This is a genomic window from Methylobacterium sp. E-005, assembly GCF_022829725.1.
Classification (GTDB): Bacteria; Pseudomonadota; Alphaproteobacteria; order Rhizobiales; family Beijerinckiaceae; genus Methylobacterium.
This window is the reverse complement of record NZ_JAKSYG010000190.1, coordinates 15,444-32,602: the sequence shown is the minus strand read 5'-3', so window position 1 is coordinate 32,602 and position 17,159 is coordinate 15,444. Positions and strand designations below refer to the sequence as shown.

At 68.2% G+C, this 17,159-nt stretch carries 14 protein-coding genes and 1 pseudogene; 8 read left to right on the top strand and 7 right to left on the bottom strand.

Annotation, left to right across the window (positions count from 1 at the left end):
- Nucleotides 1-77 precede the first annotated feature (77 nt).
- Nucleotides 78-1,130 carry a PAS domain S-box protein gene (locus MKK88_RS21360; RefSeq protein ID WP_244003251.1) on the top strand — a complete coding sequence of 351 codons (1,053 nt, stop codon included), beginning with the start codon at nt 78-80 and terminating at the stop codon, nt 1,128-1,130.
- 21 nt (nt 1,131-1,151) lie between these two features.
- A pseudogene (locus tag MKK88_RS21345) lies at nt 1,152-2,966 on the top strand (PAS domain-containing protein); the annotation flags it as partial.
- 61 nt (nt 2,967-3,027) lie between these two features.
- Here MKK88_RS21345 and MKK88_RS21340 read toward each other — a convergent pair.
- The 7 genes from MKK88_RS21340 to MKK88_RS21310 form a co-directional block, all read right to left on the bottom strand.
- The gene (locus tag MKK88_RS21340) at nt 3,028-6,345 is read right to left on the bottom strand and encodes a PAS domain S-box protein (protein WP_244003249.1); all 3,318 of its coding nucleotides are present in this window, start codon (nt 6,343-6,345) and stop codon (nt 3,028-3,030) included.
- 7 nt (nt 6,346-6,352) lie between these two features.
- A complete protein-coding gene (locus MKK88_RS21335; RefSeq protein ID WP_244003247.1) occupies nt 6,353-6,547 on the bottom strand; it encodes a type II toxin-antitoxin system ParD family antitoxin in 195 nt (64 codons plus the stop codon).
- A gap of 227 nt (nt 6,548-6,774) precedes the next feature.
- A complete protein-coding gene (locus MKK88_RS21330) occupies nt 6,775-7,911 on the bottom strand; it encodes an alpha/beta hydrolase (RefSeq protein WP_244003245.1) in 1,137 nt (378 codons plus the stop codon).
- 179 nt (nt 7,912-8,090) lie between these two features.
- A complete protein-coding gene (locus MKK88_RS21325; RefSeq protein WP_244003243.1) occupies nt 8,091-9,191 on the bottom strand; it encodes an NAD(P)-dependent alcohol dehydrogenase in 1,101 nt (366 codons plus the stop codon).
- Nucleotides 9,192-9,237: 46 nt separating this feature from the next.
- Complete coding sequence (locus tag MKK88_RS21320) at nt 9,238-9,654, bottom strand: ester cyclase (protein ID WP_244003241.1); 417 nt, start codon at nt 9,652-9,654, stop codon at nt 9,238-9,240.
- 25 nt (nt 9,655-9,679) lie between these two features.
- Entirely contained in the window at nt 9,680-9,901 is a 222-nt protein-coding gene (locus MKK88_RS21315; RefSeq protein WP_244003240.1) for a hypothetical protein, read from the bottom strand.
- A gap of 83 nt (nt 9,902-9,984) precedes the next feature.
- The gene (locus tag MKK88_RS21310; protein ID WP_409566690.1) at nt 9,985-11,076 is read right to left on the bottom strand and encodes a catalase family protein; all 1,092 of its coding nucleotides are present in this window, start codon (nt 11,074-11,076) and stop codon (nt 9,985-9,987) included.
- Between the two features lie 161 nt (nt 11,077-11,237).
- Here MKK88_RS21310 and MKK88_RS21305 point away from each other — a divergent pair, with 161 nt between their 5' ends.
- From MKK88_RS21305 to MKK88_RS21280, 6 genes are all read left to right on the top strand, one after another.
- A complete protein-coding gene (locus MKK88_RS21305; RefSeq protein ID WP_244003236.1) occupies nt 11,238-11,819 on the top strand; it encodes a carboxymuconolactone decarboxylase family protein in 582 nt (193 codons plus the stop codon).
- 75 nt (nt 11,820-11,894) lie between these two features.
- Nucleotides 11,895-12,863 (top strand): alpha/beta hydrolase, encoded by a 969-nt coding sequence (locus MKK88_RS21300; RefSeq protein ID WP_244003234.1) that lies wholly within the window; start codon nt 11,895-11,897, stop codon nt 12,861-12,863.
- 54 nt (nt 12,864-12,917) lie between these two features.
- Nucleotides 12,918-13,487, top strand: coding sequence for a type 1 glutamine amidotransferase domain-containing protein (locus MKK88_RS21295; protein ID WP_244003232.1), 570 nt, complete (start codon nt 12,918-12,920; stop codon nt 13,485-13,487).
- A 76-nt stretch (nt 13,488-13,563) separates the two neighbouring features.
- The gene (locus MKK88_RS21290; protein WP_244003231.1) at nt 13,564-14,646 is read left to right on the top strand and encodes a catalase family protein; all 1,083 of its coding nucleotides are present in this window, start codon (nt 13,564-13,566) and stop codon (nt 14,644-14,646) included.
- A 51-nt stretch (nt 14,647-14,697) separates the two neighbouring features.
- The gene (locus tag MKK88_RS21285) at nt 14,698-15,585 is read left to right on the top strand and encodes an alpha/beta fold hydrolase (protein WP_244003230.1); all 888 of its coding nucleotides are present in this window, start codon (nt 14,698-14,700) and stop codon (nt 15,583-15,585) included.
- Between the two features lie 160 nt (nt 15,586-15,745).
- Nucleotides 15,746-17,125 (top strand): MmgE/PrpD family protein, encoded by a 1,380-nt coding sequence (locus tag MKK88_RS21280; protein ID WP_244003229.1) that lies wholly within the window; start codon nt 15,746-15,748, stop codon nt 17,123-17,125.
- The last annotated feature ends 34 nt before the right edge of the window (nt 17,126-17,159 follow it).

Genomic DNA, 17,159 nt, shown 5'->3' with positions numbered 1-17,159 from the left:
GAGCACATCGGTGCGTAAAGACAAATCGGAAGCGGAAGTGGGATCGTGGGATCTACGGTGTCGAGAGGCGAGGCGTGATGTCCGGACAAGCCACGGGTCAGGCTCCGCAGCCGTACCCTGACGCCAGCGGTCTCGCGCCGGACGTGCTCCACCGGTCCATCTTCGAGAGCGCCGTCGACTTCGCGATGATCGCCACCGGCCTCGACGGCCGGGTCGTCGCCTGGAACGTCGGGGCCGAGCGCGTGCTCGGCTGGTCCGCGTCGGAGATGACCGGGGAACCGGTGGACCGGATCTTCACGCCCGAGGACCGCGCCGGGGAGCGCCCGGCAGCCGAGATGCGCCTTTCCCTGGCGGAGGGCCGTGCCGCCGACGAGCGTTGGCATCTCCGAAAGGACGGCAGCAGGTTCTGGGCGAGCGGCGAGATGATGCCGCTCCGGGACGCCTCCGGCGGGCACGTCGGATTCCTGAAGATCCTGCGCGACAGGACCGGGGCGCGCGAGGCCGGGGAAGCGTTGCGCGAAGCCGAGATGCGGCGCGCCACCCTGCTGGAGCTGACCGACACGCTACGCGACATCCGCGAGCCGGGTGACCTGAGCCACGCCGCCTGCCAAGTGCTGGGGACCGCCCTGGAGGTGAGCCGGGTCGGTTACGGCATCATCGACAAGGCCGCCGAGACCATCACCATCGAGCGGGACTGGAACGCCCCCGGCATCGAGAGCCTGGCCGGCGTGCTGCATTTTCGCGATTACGGGTCGTACATCGATGACCTGAAGCGCGGCGAAACCGCCATCGTCGCGGACGCGGCGCTGGACCCGCGCACCCGGGACAATGCGGCCGCCCTGGAGGGCATCAGCGCGCGGGCTTTCGTGAACATGCCCGTGGTCGAGCAAGGCTCGTCCGTGGCGCTGTTCTACGTCAATCACGCAGCAGCCCGGTCCTGGAGCGCGGGCGAGGTCGCGTTGATGCGGGAGGTCGCCGAGCGTGTGCGAGGCGCGACCGAGCGGCTCCGCTCGGAACGGGCCCTTCGCGAGAGCGAGGAGCAGTTCCGCGTCTTTGCCCAGGCCGTCCCCAACCAGGTCTGGGCGGCTCGGCCGGACGGGTACCTCTACTGGTTCAACGAACAGGCCTAAGCCTACAGCGGGAGCGCTCCCGGATCCATCGAAGGCCCGACGGAATGGGGGCGCATCGTCCATCCGGACGATCTCGCCTCGGCCGGCGAGGCCTGGAGCCGGTCCCTGGCAACCGGCGAGGTCTACGAGACCGAGTTCCGCATCCGTCGCGCCGACGGCGCCTACCGTTGGTTCCTTGTCCGGGCCGAACCCGTTCGGGCTTCCGACGGCGGCATCACGCACTGGGTGGGCACGAATACGGACATCGACGACCGGCGACGGCAGGCGGCCGACCTCGCCGAGCTGAACGCCACCCTTGAAAGGCAGGTCGCCGAACGCACCACCGACCGCAACGCCCTGTGGCAGCTGTCGAGCGACATCATGCTCCGCTGCGGCTTCGACGGCCGCATCGTCGCGGTCAACCCGGCCTGGCTGTCGATGCTCGGCTGGCGCGAGGACGAGCTCGTCGGCACGTCGCTGTTCGACTTTCTCCATCCCGACGACGTCGAGAAGACGCTCGAAGGGGCGAGCAGCTCCGCGGAGGGTACGTCGTTTGCCCGCTTCGAGAACCGCTACCGCCACCGGGACGGGAGCTACCGCTGGATCTCGTGGTCGACCCGTCCCGACGACCGCCTGATCAACGCGGTCGGTCGCGACGTCACGGCGGAGCGGGAGCAGGCCGAGGCCCTGCGCCGGGCCGAGGAGCAGCTTCGGCAATCCCAGAAGATGGAAGCCGTCGGGCAGCTCACCGGGGGCTTGGCGCATGATTTCAACAACCTGCTCGCCGGCATCTCCGGCAGCCTCGAACTGCTGCAGACACGGATGAGCCAGGGCCGGCTCACGGAGATCGACCGCTACGTCAACGCCGCCCAGGGCGCCTCGAAGCGCGCCGCCGCCCTGACGCACCGCCTCCTGGCCTTCTCGCGTCGCCAGACCCTCGATCCCATGCCCACCGACGTGAACAGGCTGATCGGCGGCATGGAGGAACTCATCCGCCGTACCGTGGGTCCGTCGGTCCACATCGAGGTGGTCGGCGCGTCGGGCCTGTGGCCGGCGCTGGTCGACCCGCCGCAGCTTGAGAACGCCCTGCTGAACTTGTGCATCAACGCCCGCGACGCCATGCCGGACGGAGGCCGGATCACCATCGAGACCGCCAACAAGTGGCTCGACGAGCGTGGCGCGAAGGAGCGCGACCTGCCGCCCGGCCAGTATCTCTCGCTCTGCGTCAGCGACACCGGAACCGGGATGCCGCCCGAGGTCGTCGAGCGAGCCTTCGACCCCTTCTTCACCACCAAGCCCATCGGTCAGGGCACAGGCCTCGGGCTGTCGATGATCTATGGGTTCGTCCGCCAATCGGGTGGACAGGTGCGGATCTACTCCGAGGTCGGCGACGGCACGACGATATGCCTTTACCTACCCCGGCACTACGGCGAGACCGAGCAGGCCGACGTGATGGCCTCGCTCGGCGATGCACCCCGGGCGGAGCAGGACCAGACCGTGCTCATCGTGGACGACGAGCCCACCGTGCGCATGCTGGTCACCGAGGTACTGGAGGATCTCGGCTACACCGCCATCGAGGCCGCGGACAGCCAAGCCGGCCTCAAGGTCCTGCAATCGGACGTGCGCATTGACCTGCTGGTCACCGATGTCGGCCTGCCGGGCGGCATGAACGGTCGCCAAATGGCAGACGCCGGCCGCGTGTCGCGCCCCGACCTGAAGGTTTTGTTCATCACCGGCTACGCCGAGAACGCGGTCGTCGGCAACGGCCACCTCGAACCGGGCATGGCCGTCCTGACCAAGCCGTTCGTGATGGAGGCGCTGGCAACCCGTATCAGGGACCTCATCGCCGGGCCGTGATCCCCGGCGCCCCGAACGGCCCCGGGGACCGTCACCAGCCGGGGCTCCGACGGTCGCAAGGTCAGCGCGGCCGGGTCGAGGCCGCGGTGACCTTGCGCAGGATGCGGGACAGCTGGTCGGCCGAGTACGGCTTGTGCAGCAACTCGAATCCGTGGGACCCCTCCTGAGCCAGGACGTGGCTGTATCCCGAGGCCAGCACCACCGGCAGGGAGGGAAGTCGTTGGCGCAACTCCTTCGCGAGCGCGACGCCACCCATCCCCGGCATGACGACGTCGGAGAATACCGCGTCGAACCCGGCGCCGTCCCTGCCGAGCCTGTCGAGCGCCTCCTCGGCGTTGGCGGCCCAGGTCGTCCGGTACCCGAGATCCTCCAGGATCTGGGTCGCGAAGCGTCCGACCTCGATGTTGTCCTCCACCACCAACACGCATTGGCCGCTCCCGAGCGGTGGCGGCCCCTCGACGCGCTCCGCCTCGCCGTCCGGGCAGTTCTCCGGCTCGATCTCCGGCAGGTAGAGGGTGAAGGTGGTGCCCTGCCCAGGCGTGCTCTCGACGTCGACGTCGCCCCCGGACTGCTTGGCGAACCCGAACACCTGTGAGAGGCCGAGGCCGGTCCCCTTGCCGACGGCCTTGGTCGTGAAGAACGGCTCGAAGATCCGGGCAAGGGCGTCGGCCGGGATGCCCGAGCCGGTGTCGGTGAGCGACACCGCCGTGAACGGCATGGTGTTGGCGGCGTGGCCACGGATCGCGGGTAGCGCCGCCCCGCACCGGAGGCGCAGGGTCAGGGTACCCTCACCGTCCATGGCGTCGCGGGCGTTGACGGCCATGTTGACCAGCGCGGTCTCGAACTGGCTCAGGTCGGCCAGGATGAAGCACGGTTCGTCCGGCATGTCCGTGACCACGCGGATGCGCGCGCCGGTCACGGTGTCGAGCATCTCGCCGACGCCCCTGAGCTTCTGACCGACGTCGAAGATCTCGGGCTTGAGCGCCTGACGGCGCGCGAACGCCAGCAGTTGTCCCGTCAGCTTGGCGGCCCTGTCCACGGTCTCGGACACCGCGTCGAGGTAACGCTGCTTGCGTTCCGGGGCGAGGTCCGGACGCCTCAGGAAGTCCACCGACGAGCGAATGATGGTCAGCAGGTTGTTGAAATCATGCGCGACGCCCCCGGTGAGCTGTCCGACCGCCTCCATTTTCTGGGACTGGCGCAGAGCGTCCTCGGCCCTCATCAACTCGTCGGTGCGCTCGGAGACGCGCTGCTCCAGCGTCTCGTTGAGCGCACGCAGGTCGGCAGTGGCACAGTCGCGCTCCGCCTCCACGGCACGACGCTCCTCCACGTCCATGAGGACGCCGGGGAAGCTCAGCGGCGTGCCGTCCGGTGCGTGCTCGACACGGCCGTTCGCCTCAAGCCAGTAGTAGTTCCCGTCCGCGCGCCGGGTACGGTACTGGTGGGCGTAGGCACCGCCTCGCGTCATCGCCTCCCTCATGGCCTGCGCCAGCCCCGCCCGGTCGTCGGGATGGACGGTGGCGACGATGTCGGCGAGCGGGATGCCCTCGTGCCCGAGGGTCGGGTCGAGGCCGAAGGCCCGGGCGAACGCCTCGTCAACGACGAACCGGTCGGTGGGGATGTCCCAGTGCCACGTCCCGATGATCGCGCCGGCGGCCAGGGCGAGTTGCACGCGCTCGGCGTTCTCGCGGGCGAGCGCCTCGCTGGTGCGCAGTCGTTCCTCGGCACCACGCCGTTCCGTCACGTCGTTGAAGATGATCGCGATCTGCCGGTCGTCGGCGTCCCCGACCGGGACGGCCCGGACGTCGAACCAACGCCCGAACGCCTTGGCGTAGCTCTCGAAGTTCGTGGGCTCCCGGGTCCTCGCCACGCGCCCGTAGGTCTCGAACCAGAAGCGCTCAAGGTCCGGGGCGAACTCGGTCACCCACTTGCCGCGCAGGTTGACGCCCGCCTCGCGTTCGAAGGCGGGATTGGCCTCGACGAACCGGTAGTCCACCGGCACGTCGCCGTCGAACCGGACCTGCACGATGGCGAACGCGGCCTCGACCGTGTCGAGGATGGTCCGGAAGCGTTCCTCGCTCCGGCGCAGGCTCTCGTCGACGCGCTTCCGCTCCGTCTCGTCACGGGCGATCTTGAGGAAGCCGATCTCCCGGCCGGAGGCGTCCCGCATGACGCGCATCGAGCCGTTGAGGAAGACGCGCCCGCCGTCCTTGCGCAGGTGCCACCTCACGTCCGGGGCGCCACCGTCCTCGCGGGCGCCTTCCACTTCCCGTGCGGGCTGCCCCGCCTCCCGGTCCTCGGGCGTGAACAGGACGTCCGCGCTCAGCCCGACGATCTCCTCGGCGGAATAGCCGAAGATTCCCGCCGCCCCCGCCGACCAGGTCGTGACGACGTGGTTAGCATCGAGGGTGAAGATCGCGTAGTCGGTGGCTGCCTCGACGATGAGCCTCAGCCTTTGCTCACGCTCGCGGAGCTCGTCTGTGGCCGCCTTCATCTCGGTGACGTCGTTGCCCTCGACGAAGACGCCGGAGACGTTGTCAGAACCATTTCGGATCGGCTGGAAGATGAAGTCGAGGTAGCGTCGCTCCCGCGGCTCGCCCTTGCGGTGTTCCAGCAGGATCTCGACGCCGCGCCCGATGAACGGTTGCCCGGTGGTGTAGACGAGGTCGAGCAGGTCGAAGAACGGCTGGCCCTCGATCTCGCCGAGCGCCTCGCGCACGGTCAGGCCGATGACGTCGCGACCGCCGATCAGGCGCCGGTAGGCGTCGTTGGTCAGCTCGAACCGGTGGTCGGGCTCACGCAACACCGCCATGAAGCTCGGCGCCTGCCGGAACATCTCGTGGAGACGGTCGCTCTCCGCCTTGAGCGCGAGGTTGGCCTCGTGGACGCTTTGCGCCCGCTTGAAGATGCCGGCCTGGGCCGGCCGGAGTTCGGTGGCGGTCGCACCCTCGACGTTCCCGACCGCGTCCCGCAGGCGCTGGAGCTCGGTGACGTCGATGGGGTGCTGGAGCACCGTCCCCACCTCGCCGGCCGCGTCCAGGACGGGACTGTGCGTGATGCTCCAGTAGCGCTCCTCCATGCCGCCGCCCTCGGCTTCGGGCCTGGGCACGTCGAACCGCAACAGCGGCATGGTGTCGGGCTGCCCCGTGCGGATCACGCGCTCGAACGAGGCGATGGCCTGCCTCAGGGTCTCCGGGTCGGTCGGGAACGCGTCCCAGGCCCAGCGCCCGACGATGTCGGCCAAGTCTCGCTTCACACTCGCAAGATATGCCTTGTTCGCACCGACGATGTGGAGGCGGCGGTCGAGCACGAGATAGGGGTTGGGCGAGGCATCGAAAAAGCCGGCCGGATCGAAGGCCACGGACACGGTTGAACTCATGGCCGGATCACGCTTCCCGACGCTTGCCGTGGGACGCGGCCGCGGGAGGGTCGGTCCGAGGGTCTTCGCGCTCGATCAAGAGACGCAATCCCGCGCGCACGACCTCGCTCACGGAGGCGTAGTGCCCCTTGGCAACCTGATCCGTGACGTAGGCGGAATGCGCCGCTGTCAGCGCGACGTGATGGGCATGTTTGGCGGCCATGGCCGCCAGATATCATACGACGTTTCGAGGGTGCCACCCAAGGGCCACCGTAGGCACGGCTTCGTGATGGCTCGCGATGGGGGTATTCCCCCAACCGTCGGTGTCGGTCGGTTCACCTTCGGTCCGGCATCCCCTCAAGAGGGCCGGAAGGACACCCGCCCGGACATCATCCGAGCGGGTTCCGATGTCACGTCCTGCCTTGCCGGTTGGCTTCCTGCCGCAGCGACCTAGCGAGGCGCCGTCGTACCCGTGGCGGTTCCGGCGAAGGCCGCCTTGAGGTCGCCGATCACGGCGTCCTCGGCCTGCTTGGCCTTTGCGACGACGTTGCCCATCCCGAAGAACTCGTGCGTGACGCCCGGATAGTCGCGGTAGGTCACCTGCCCACCGGCCGCCTTGATCTTGTCGGCGAGCATCTTGCCGTCGTCGTGGAGCGGGTCGATCTGCGCGGTCACGACGGTGAACGGCGGCAGCCCCTTGAGATCGGCCTTGCCGACGATGTCGAGGCGGGGGTCCGAGCGGTCGGTGTCGTTGCGGACCGTCTGGTCGTAGAACCAGCCCATCATCGGCTTGTCGAGGGGCTTGGCGGACGCGTTGGCCCTGTAGGATGGGGTGTCGAGGTTGGTCCCGGCCATCGGATAGACCGCCACGACCCGGAGCGGCTTCTCGACGTTTCCGTCGCGGGCCGCGATGGCGACGTTGGTCACGAGGTTGCCGCCGGCGGATTCGCCTAGCAACGCGACCTTCGAGGGGTCGCCGCCGAAGCTCTTGGCATTCGCCAACGCCCATTTGTAGGCGGCGAAGGCATCCTCCTGCTGGGCGGGGAACTTGGCCTCGGGCGCGTGGCGATACTCGACCGAGACGACCACGGCCTTCGTGCCCTTGGCGATGGCGCGGGGCGTCGCGTCGTAGGTGTCGATATCGGCGATCACGAAGCCGCCGCCATGGTAGTAGACCACCACCGGCATCGGACCGGAGGCACCTTCGGGCATGTAGATCCGGACCTTCTGCGATCCGCCCGCGGTCTCGTAGGCCAGTTCCTTCGTGCTCACGCCAGCCTCGGGGGCGGTGCTCTTGCCCTGCTCCTTGAGAAGCGCCTTGACGCCGTCGGCTGCGCTCGGCTGCTGGCGGGCCTCCTGGGGCGACAGCTTCGGGATCGGCTTCGGATCGAGCGTCTTCATCGCGTCGAGCACGCGCTTCATGTCAAGGTCGAGGTCCGCCATCGGCGACCCGGTCACCGTCGAGACGGCGCCGTCGAGACGGTCCTTCATCGTCGGCGTTTCCTGCGCCCAGGCCGAGGTCCCTGTCAGGAGGGTGGTGCCCGCGAGGGGCGCGGCGATGCGATGCGTCTTGGTGCGTACCTGCATGAAAATTCCTTGGCTCGAATCGGATGGATTTGGATCGTCGCTGGATCCCCCACCGCACCACCCACCTCTATTGCCAGCCGTTACCCAGACCCAGGTCTGGATGGGAAACGACGTCGAAAGCCGGAACGATGGCCGTTCCCCGCCCGCGGGACGGGCGTGGATTTCGTTGTCCGGCAGCCTCAGGCGACTTCCATCTCTTGCTTCAGGCTGGCCATGTCGATGACGTAGCGGAAGCGTACGTCACCTTCCTTCACCTGCTTGTAGGCCTGGTTGATCTCCTGGATCGGGATCACCTGGATGTCCGGGGCGATGCCGTGCTCGGCGCAGAAGTCGAGCACTTCCTGCGTCTCGGCGATGGAGCCGATCAGAGAGCCGGCGAGGCTCTTACGCTGCATGACCAACTGCATGTTGTTGTAGCCGGGGATCTGCGTGAGCGCCCCGACGGCGCAGTAGGTGGCGTCGCGCTTCAGGAGCGGCACGAAGGGGTCGACCTTGTGCTTCTCGGGGATGGTCGAGAGGACGAAGTCGAAGGTGTTGGCCAGCGCGGCGTAGGCGTCCTTGTCGCCTTCGACGACGCCCTTGGCGCCAAGCTTCTCGGCGTCCGCGACCTTCTCCGTGGAGGTCGTGAACACGGTCACCTCCGCACCCATCGCCTTGGCCAGCTTCACGGCCATGTCGCCGAGGCCGCCGAACCCGACGACGCCGACGACGCTGCCGGCCTTCACCCCCCAGTGCTTGAGCGGCGAGTAGGTCGTGACACCCGCGCACAGGATCGGCGCCGCCGCCTCGACGGGGAGCGCCGCCGGGATCCTGAGGACGAAATCCTCCTTCACCACGACGACGTTGGAGTAGCCGCCGAAGGTGTTGTCGCGACCGTACGAGTTCTTCCCGTCCGGGGCCTGGGCGGCGGGCTTCATCGGACCGTTGTAGGTCGCGAGCCAGCTGTTCGGTCCCTGGCAGTAGTGCTCCTCGCCCTCCGTGCACGGCTCGCACTTGCGGCAGCTGTCGATCATGCAGCCGACGCCGACGAGGTCGCCGACCTTGTGTCGCGTGACGCTCGACCCTGCCTTCGTGACCCGCCCGACGACCTCGTGACCGGGCATGCACGGGTAGACGGTGTTGCCCCAGTCGTTCTCGGCCTGGTGGATGTCGGAGTGGCAGACGCCGCAGTACAGGACCTCGATCTCGACCTCGCTCGGCCCCGCCTCCTCACGCTCGAACCCCAGCGGCTTCAGCCCGGTGAAGGAATGCTTGGTGGCGTAACCCAGGGCCTTGATCATGCGTCGTTCCCTCGTAACGGTTCGTGGTCTCGTGGGGCAGGCGGCCTCAGGCGGCGACCGCGCCGATCTGTTTGAGCATCGTCAGGTTGTCCATGAGCGCCCAGTGCTCGGCCAGCCTGCCGTCCGCGACGCGGAAGTAGTCCATCACCACGATGTCGACCGCCTTGCCGGTCGCCGGCACGCCCTGGAACTCACCGGTGTGCCGGCCCTGGAAGCGCAGACGGGCAAGCACGCGGTCCCCCTCGGCGATGACCTCGTCGATGGGCATCTCGATGTTCGAGAGGCCGCCATGCAGCACCTCGCCGAGCTTGGCGACGCCGGCCGGCCCGCGGACCTCGTAGTCGAGGCCGGGGTCGTGTCGGACGAAGTCCGGGGCGATGAAGCGGTCCCACCACGCCTCATCGCGGTCGCGGAACGCGACGAAGTACGCCCGCACGAGATCCTTGTTCGATTCCGTCGACATCGTTTTCTCCCCGCCCATCGTCGCCTCAGTGCGCCTCGACCCTGATGCAGGTGAAGGCGACCGGCAGGGCCTTGCCGCCCTCCGCCTTCCGCGTAAACGAGGCGGCGTTGGCGGTGGTCGAGGCGATGGCGTGCTCGACGTCCGGGCTGTCGACCGGCAGCACGTAGTCCTGGCCGCTTTCCAGTCCCTTGGTCGGGTCGAACACGCGGATGGTGACGTTGTACGGCTTGAGTTCCGTCTTCGCCATTCCGTCCGCCCGAACCTGGTTCGCACCGAGGAGAACAAAGGCAGCCGCGGCTGCCACGATGAATTTGTGCATGTCAGTCCCCCTCAACGCCCGGCGCCCGGCTCGTGGATCGGGCAGCCGTTGAAGCGCTGGCGGAACTCGGCCGAGTGTTTGTAGGGGGCATTGCGGGCGCGGTTGATGTTGCCCAGCGGCCGGTGTGCGGCAAGTCCGGTCCAGATCGAGAAGCGCATCTCCTCATTCACGGCCTGCATGCGTGCCTCGTCCCAACTGTCCTGGGGACGGGCGGTGATCAGGCCGACACGCTGGAACGGCGCCTCCTCCTCGTTCCACTCGACGGTGGGGTCCTCGACGGGCTGGCGTTCGAGGTCGCGGCAAAGCTGGACCCGGAACTCCCAGACGCCCTCGATGGCCTCCATCTCGGACTGCACCGTCTCGCGGATCGCGTTCGGCCGGCCGGAGGCATCGATCTCGGTGCCGGTGAGCGCGGTCAGGCCCGGGGCTACGGGGGCGACCGAGAACTTCGCGATGTGGTCGCCGTACCGGAACGGCGTGACGCTGTAGTAGGTCTCGCCGAGCGGATCGACGTTCGGCGCGCCGCCGAGCGAGCCGATGGTCGGGCTTTCAATGCCCACGGCCGTCAGGGCCTTGTTGACCCCGCGCAGCACGGTGGATGCGGCGACCTTGAGCCCCTCGACCCGGTCGGTCGTGCCGGCAAGCATCTTCAGGCTGCCCAGGAATTTCTCGGCGTTCGGCGCCTGGAAGACCTTGCCGTTGACCATGATGAAGTTCTGGGTGGTACCCTCGGCTTCGGGCAGGCGCTCGCCTTCGACGTCGAGGACCTTCAGGGCGAGGCCGCGCGGCAGCGAGACGGCGTCCGGCAGGATGTCGCCCGCGTTCGTCGACAGCCGCATGTAGACCTTGTGCTCGCCGGGCTTGGCGAACAGCCCCTGCGCCAGTTCCGGCGGTAGGTTGGGTTCGATCCTGAGGACGCCCTCCAGGATGCCGTGCGCCTTGGCGTGGACGGAGCGGACAGCATGACCGGAGTCGTCCGCGACCGTCTGCAGGATCGTGTCGAAGGTCTCGTTCAGTCCCTCGATGGTCTTACCCTCGTCAGGCTTCACGACCTCGACATCGGGGCTGTAACGGACAGGCGCTGGCAAGGCTCTCAACTCCATCATTTTTAAATCCGACGATGAACCTCGCCTAGGCCCATCCGTTCCTCGTTCAGGCTCATTTCACTCAGACGTGAACAAATTTTTGGAACGCCGAGGCCAGGGGGGGTTTGTCGCGGGTAGGTCGATACGACTGCCCCGTCCCCCCCTCGCGGAGTTCTCCGTTGCGTCTCCCGCCTATTCCACCGCAGGACCTCAGCACCGAGCAGCGCCGCCTCTACGACACGCTCCGGGCCGGCATCGCGAAGCAGTTCCAGGGGTTCCAGACGGAAAGGGCGGACGGCGCGCTGCTCGGTCCGTTCAATCCGTGGCTGCACGAGCCGGAGATCGGCAAGGCGGTCTGGGACCTCACCGAGGCGGTATCGAAGCGCGGTGCCCTCTCGGATGCGGCACGGCAGGTCGCGATCTTGGTGACGGGCTCGCGGTTCAAGTCGGCCTACGAGCTCTACGCCCACGTCCAGGTCGCACGGGAGAAGGGTCTGCCGGAAGGCAAGGTGGCGATCATCGTGTCCGGTCAGCGTCCGTCCGACTTCACAACCGAGGAGGCTGCCGTCTTCGATGCTGCCAGCTCCCTGAATGCCGGCGGCGTCCTTCCGCGCCCCGTCTACGAACGGGTTGTCGCCGCGTTCGGCGCCCCCGGCGTGTCCGAACTGATCCACCTCGTCGGCCTCTACGCGATGGTCTGCATCACGCTGAACGGCTTCGACGTGCCCGTGCCGGAGCAGCAGGTCGAGCCGGCCCCGTAGCTCGCGGCCGTTCCCGTCCCAGCCCGCATGAAGCCGACCGAGACCCGATCCGGTCGCACCGGAGGATGCGTACCCATGCCCGTCTACCCCGCGAACGACCTACCGGAGACGGTGGCCCGCACCACCATGGATCCCGAGATCGCGGAATGGCTGAAGACCGGACCCGTGCTTGGAGGGCCGGAGCCGTTCTACAAGCAGCGGCGCGCCCACGACGCCTTCATCGATGCCGACAAGCCACCCATCGGCAAGATCGAGCATCTCGGCCTGCGCGGTCCGCACGGCACCGTGCCCGTACGCGTCTACCACCCCTCCAAGCCCGGTCCGGCCGAAGGTGCCGCTCTGGTCTACCTGCACGGCGGCGGCTTCGTCGTCGGATCGCTCGACCAGTTCGAGACCGCCATGAGGCGCCTGTCCGAGGGCAGCGGCGCGCAGGTCTACTGCGTCGATTACAAGCTCGCGCCCGAGTACCAGTGGCCGGTCCAGATCGACGAGAACGAGTTCGTCGTCCGCTGGCTGTTCGAGCATGCCGCCGAACGCGGGGTCGACCCGGCGCGGATCGCGCTCGGCGGCGACTCGGCCGGCGGCAACATGACCTGCACGATCTCCTTGCGCCTGCGCGACACCGGTGGCCCGCGTCTCGCCCTGCAGGTGCCGCTCTACCCGGAGACGGCGCTCCCCTTCGACACCAAGGCCGGGATCGAGAACCGCACGGGCGCCTACGTCGATACGGCGGGCGTGCACCAGTTCCTCTGGCACCTGCTCCCGCACGACGTCGACTACACGCAGCCCTACGTCACGCCGATGAACGCGGAGAGCCACGCGGATCTGCCGCCGGCGCTGTTGGTGACCTGCGGCTTCGACATGCTGCGGGACGTCGGCCACACCTATGCCAGGAAGCTCGCGGCGGCTGGCAACGATCTGACCTACGTCCACCATCCGGACCTGCCGCACGGCTTCATCCAGATGACCGCGCATTCCCGGCGCTGCCTGGCGGCGACCGAGGAGTTGGCCCGCCTGCTCGGCGATGCCCTCCGCAGGGCCTGAAGGGCGCCGCAGCCGCACCGAACTTCCCCCCACCCCCATAACGAGGAAGACGACATGACCTTGCAAGGAAAGAAGATTGCCATCCTGATCGCCCCGCGCGGGACCGAGGAGCCCGAGTTCGTCCAGCCGCGCGATGCGGTGACGAAGGCCGGCGCGAGCGTCACCGTGATCGGGCTGGAGGCCGGCGAGGCCGAGACAGTCAACAACGATCTGGACCCGGCTGGCCGCTACGCCGTCGACGCGACCATCGAGGGCGCCTCGGCCTCCGATTACGACGGGCTCGTCATCCCGGGTGGCTGCGTCGGCGCCGACAAGCTCCGGGCGAGCAAGGCGGTGGTCGCGTTCGTCCGGGACTTCTTCGCCCAGGGCAAGCCGGTCGGCGTGATCTGCCACGGGCCGTGGACGCTGGTGGAGGCGGACGTCGTGAAGGGCCGTACGCTGACCTCGTTCCCGACGCTTCAGACCGACATCCGGAACGCCGGCGGCACCTGGGTCGACCAGGAGTTCGTCACGGACAAGGGACTCGTCACCAGCCGCAACCCGAAGGACCTGCCGGCCTTCTGCGCCAAGATCGTCGAGGAGTTCGCAGAGGGCCGCCATCCCGACCAGGCCCGCAGCGTCTGAGGTCCGTCCTTCCAGGGGTCGGTCGCACGGTCTGCGGCCGGCCCGCGTTGCCCCTCATCAATTCCCCGAGGTGACCATGACCTACCTTCGATACGCCCCCGATATCGAGAATCCCGCCGCGGGCGAGCAGGAGACCATCGACGGCATCATCAAGGGCATGACGCAGCAATCCGAGACGGTCGAGGCCCGCGAGCACCATGCCGTGCGCGCCAGCCACGCCAAGAGTTCGGCCTGTGCCACCGGCGAGCTGACGATTGCAGCGGGCTTACCCGCCGAACTGGCGCAAGGGCTCTTCGCTACCTCCGGCACCCACCCCGTCGCGGTGCGCTTCGCGCAGGGGCCAGGCGAGACCCTCGGCGACCGCGTCTCGACCCATCGAGGCATGTCGATCAAGGTGTTCGACGTCCCCGGCGAGAAGCTGCCCGGCCACGCTGTCGATACACAGGACTTCGTGCTCGCGACCGGCACCACCTTCCCGTCGGGTACGGCGGCCGGCTTCCTGCGCGACGGCACGGTCATCGGCAAATCGACTGGGCTGCCGGAAGGGGTCAAGAGCGCCGTCTCGTCCACCGCGCGCAACCTCAACCGGGTGCTGCATGCCTTCGGCACCGAGAGCGCGATGGCCGACTTCTTCGGCCATCCATACAGCCATCCCCTGGCCGACAGCTACTTCAGCCAGGCGCCGGTCCGCTACGGCGACTACGTCGCCAAGCTCGGGGCCGTGCCGTCGACGGAAAGCCAGCGCGCCCTGTCCGAGTGGCGCCTCGACCCGCACCAGGACGAGGACGGCTTCCGCCATGCCACGGTCGCCTTCTTCCGGGACCACGAGGTGGTCTTCGAGTTGAAGGCCCAGCTCTGGGCCGATGCCGAGCGGCAGCCCATCGAGGACGCCTCGGTGGACTGGCCGGTCTCGATCAGCCCCTACCGCACGGTGGCGACGCTGCGCCTGCCGCGTCAGGATGCCTACGCGCCGGACCGGGTACGGTACTTCGACGAGGTGATGACCTTCCGGCCTGCCCACAGCCTCGCAGTGCACCGGCCGCTCGGTTCGGTGATGCGCGCGCGGCTTCAGGTCTACCAAGCCCTGAGCGCCTTCCGCCATCGCGAGAACGGCGTCGCGGAGGAGGATACCGCGAGCATCGACCGCATTCCGGCCTAGGACCGGCGTTTCGGGCACCGGCGTGCATAGTCCTGCCAAAGGAGGCTTCGCGTGAGCGAGCGACAGGTCGAGACCACACTCCTGAACGTGAACGTCCACGTGGCGGGTCCGGCGGACGGCCCTGCCGTCCTCCTGCTCCACGGCTGGCCGGATGACGCCACGACCTGGGCGACCGTGGCGGGGGATCTGAACGAGGCGGGCTTCCGGACGGTTGCGCCGGAACTGAGGGGCTTCGGTCGTACGCGGTTCCGCTCGGTCGACACGCCGCGCACCGGCAACTCCGGCATCCTGGCCCACGACGCCATCGACCTGATGGATGCGATGGGCATCGCGACCTTCATGGTCGCCGGCCACGACTGGGGCTCGAACGCCGCCGAGGCCATGGCGGTCGGCTGGCCCGGGCGCGTGACCCGCATGGCGATGCTCTCGACCCCGTCGCGTCTCGGCGGCATGCCGACGCCGCCGTTCCCGCAGTGCCAGCGCCAGTGGTACCACTGGTTCCAGGCGACCAGGCGCGGCCAGGACGCCGTGCGGGCCGATCCCAAGGGGTTCGGTCGCATCATGTGGGACAACTGGAGCCCGCCCGGCTGGTACGACGATGCCACGTTCGACGAGGTCTCAGCGTCCTGGGATAATCCGGACTTCGTCGACGTCACGTTGCACTCCTACCAGGCGCGCTGGGACGAGGCCGAACCGGACCTACGCTCGGCCGAGCTTGAGGCGAAGGTGAAGGCGACCAAGACCTTGTCGACGCCGACCCTGTACATCCAGGGCGCCCTTGATGGGGTAAACCCGCCGGAGGCGAGCAAAGACGTACCGTTGAAGTTCTCCGGACCCTCCGAGTTCATCACCCTGGACGGGGTAGGCCACTTCGCCCCGCGAGAGGCTCCGGACGCTGTCTCGGAAGCACTTCTCCGGCACTTCCGGGCCTCGACCTGATCGTCTTACCCGGCGAACTCGATGCGTCGGTAGGCAACCACACCTGCCGTGCCCCCCGCCACGACCGTAGCGGGACCCGTTCCGGACCGATGCGGTCGATGATCGCGAAAAAGACAACGCCGCGCGCCAGCCGGCGCGGGGCAAAGCAGAGGAGTCTGGCTTGACCCAAGACGCGACCACAACCGTCGAACGCATCGCCCGCTTCGCGACCCGGGTCGACCGCGCCACCCTATCGGACGAAGCTGCCGACCGCCTGAAGCGAATCCTGCTGGATACGCTGGGTTGCGCCATCGGTGCCCTCGGTGCGGGCCCTGTTGTGGCCGTGCGTAACGTCGTCGACGCGCTCGGCGGAGAGCCCGCCTGCACACTGATCGGCGGCGGTCGAAGCTCCCCGGACCGCGCGGCACTCTACAACGGCAGCCTCGTGCGCTACCTCGACTTCCTGGACAGCTACAATCGTCAAGGCGAGGTCTGCCACCCGGCCGACAACACCGCCGCGATCCTCGCGGTGGCCGAGGCCGTTGGGGCGGACGGGAGCGACTTCCTCACCTCGCTCGCCGTCTCCTATCAGGTGCAATGCCGGCTCCTCGATCTGCCCACGATGCGGGCGGGCGTGAACTACACCACGCCGCTGGCTTTCTCGGTCGCGGCCGGCGGTAGCCGACTCCTCGGGATGGATGCGGATCGAACCGCCAACGCCCTTGCACTCGCGGGCGTCGGCGCGGTCTCGTTGGCCGTGATCCAGGCAGAGCCCGTTTCGCAATGGAAGGGGCTCGCCTCCGGGGAGGCCGCCAGCCGTGCCGTTCACAACACTTACCTGGCTCGCGCAGGCATCACGGGCGATCTCGGCGTGTTCGACGGACCGCTCGGCCTATTTCAGCTTGTCGACGGTATCCTCGAAGTCGACTGGGAAACGGAGCGGTTGGATGCGCCGCTGCGGACCTCGATCAAGAAGCACAACGCCGAGTTCCAATCGCAGACTGCCGTCGACCTGGCCATTCGGCTGCGCGCCGAGCACGGGTTCGAAGCGCGTGCCATCAATCGGGTCTCCGTCGAGGTCGCACAGGGGGCTTACGACGTCCTGGGCGGCGGCAAGTACGGTCCCAAGCACGATTGCCGGATCAAGGAACAGGCCGACCACAACCTGCTCTACCTCGTGGCCGTGGCTCTCCTCGACGGCGAGGTCTGGCCGCCGCAGTTCGCGCCCGAGCGGATAACACGGGACGATGTCCAGACCCTGCTACGCAAGGTCGACGTGCAGCCCAGCGAAGATTTCACCCAGCGCATCCCCGGAGAGCTATGTGCGCGCCTCACCATAACCTTCGCGGATGGGCAGGTCGTGACGGGGGAAGCGCGGGACTACGACGGCTACCACACCCGACCGATGAGCTGGGATCAGGTTCAAGGGAAGTTCGACCGGCTTACGGCCGGGAACCTCCCGGACGCCGGGCTCAGGCGGGCGATTGCCGAGGCGGTCGATGGGCTTGAGGGCATACGCGCGAAAGACCTCACAGGCCTGCTCGCCCAGGTCGGACCGTAGGTCCCAGCATGATGGGTCGGGGCTTGGAGGCTCA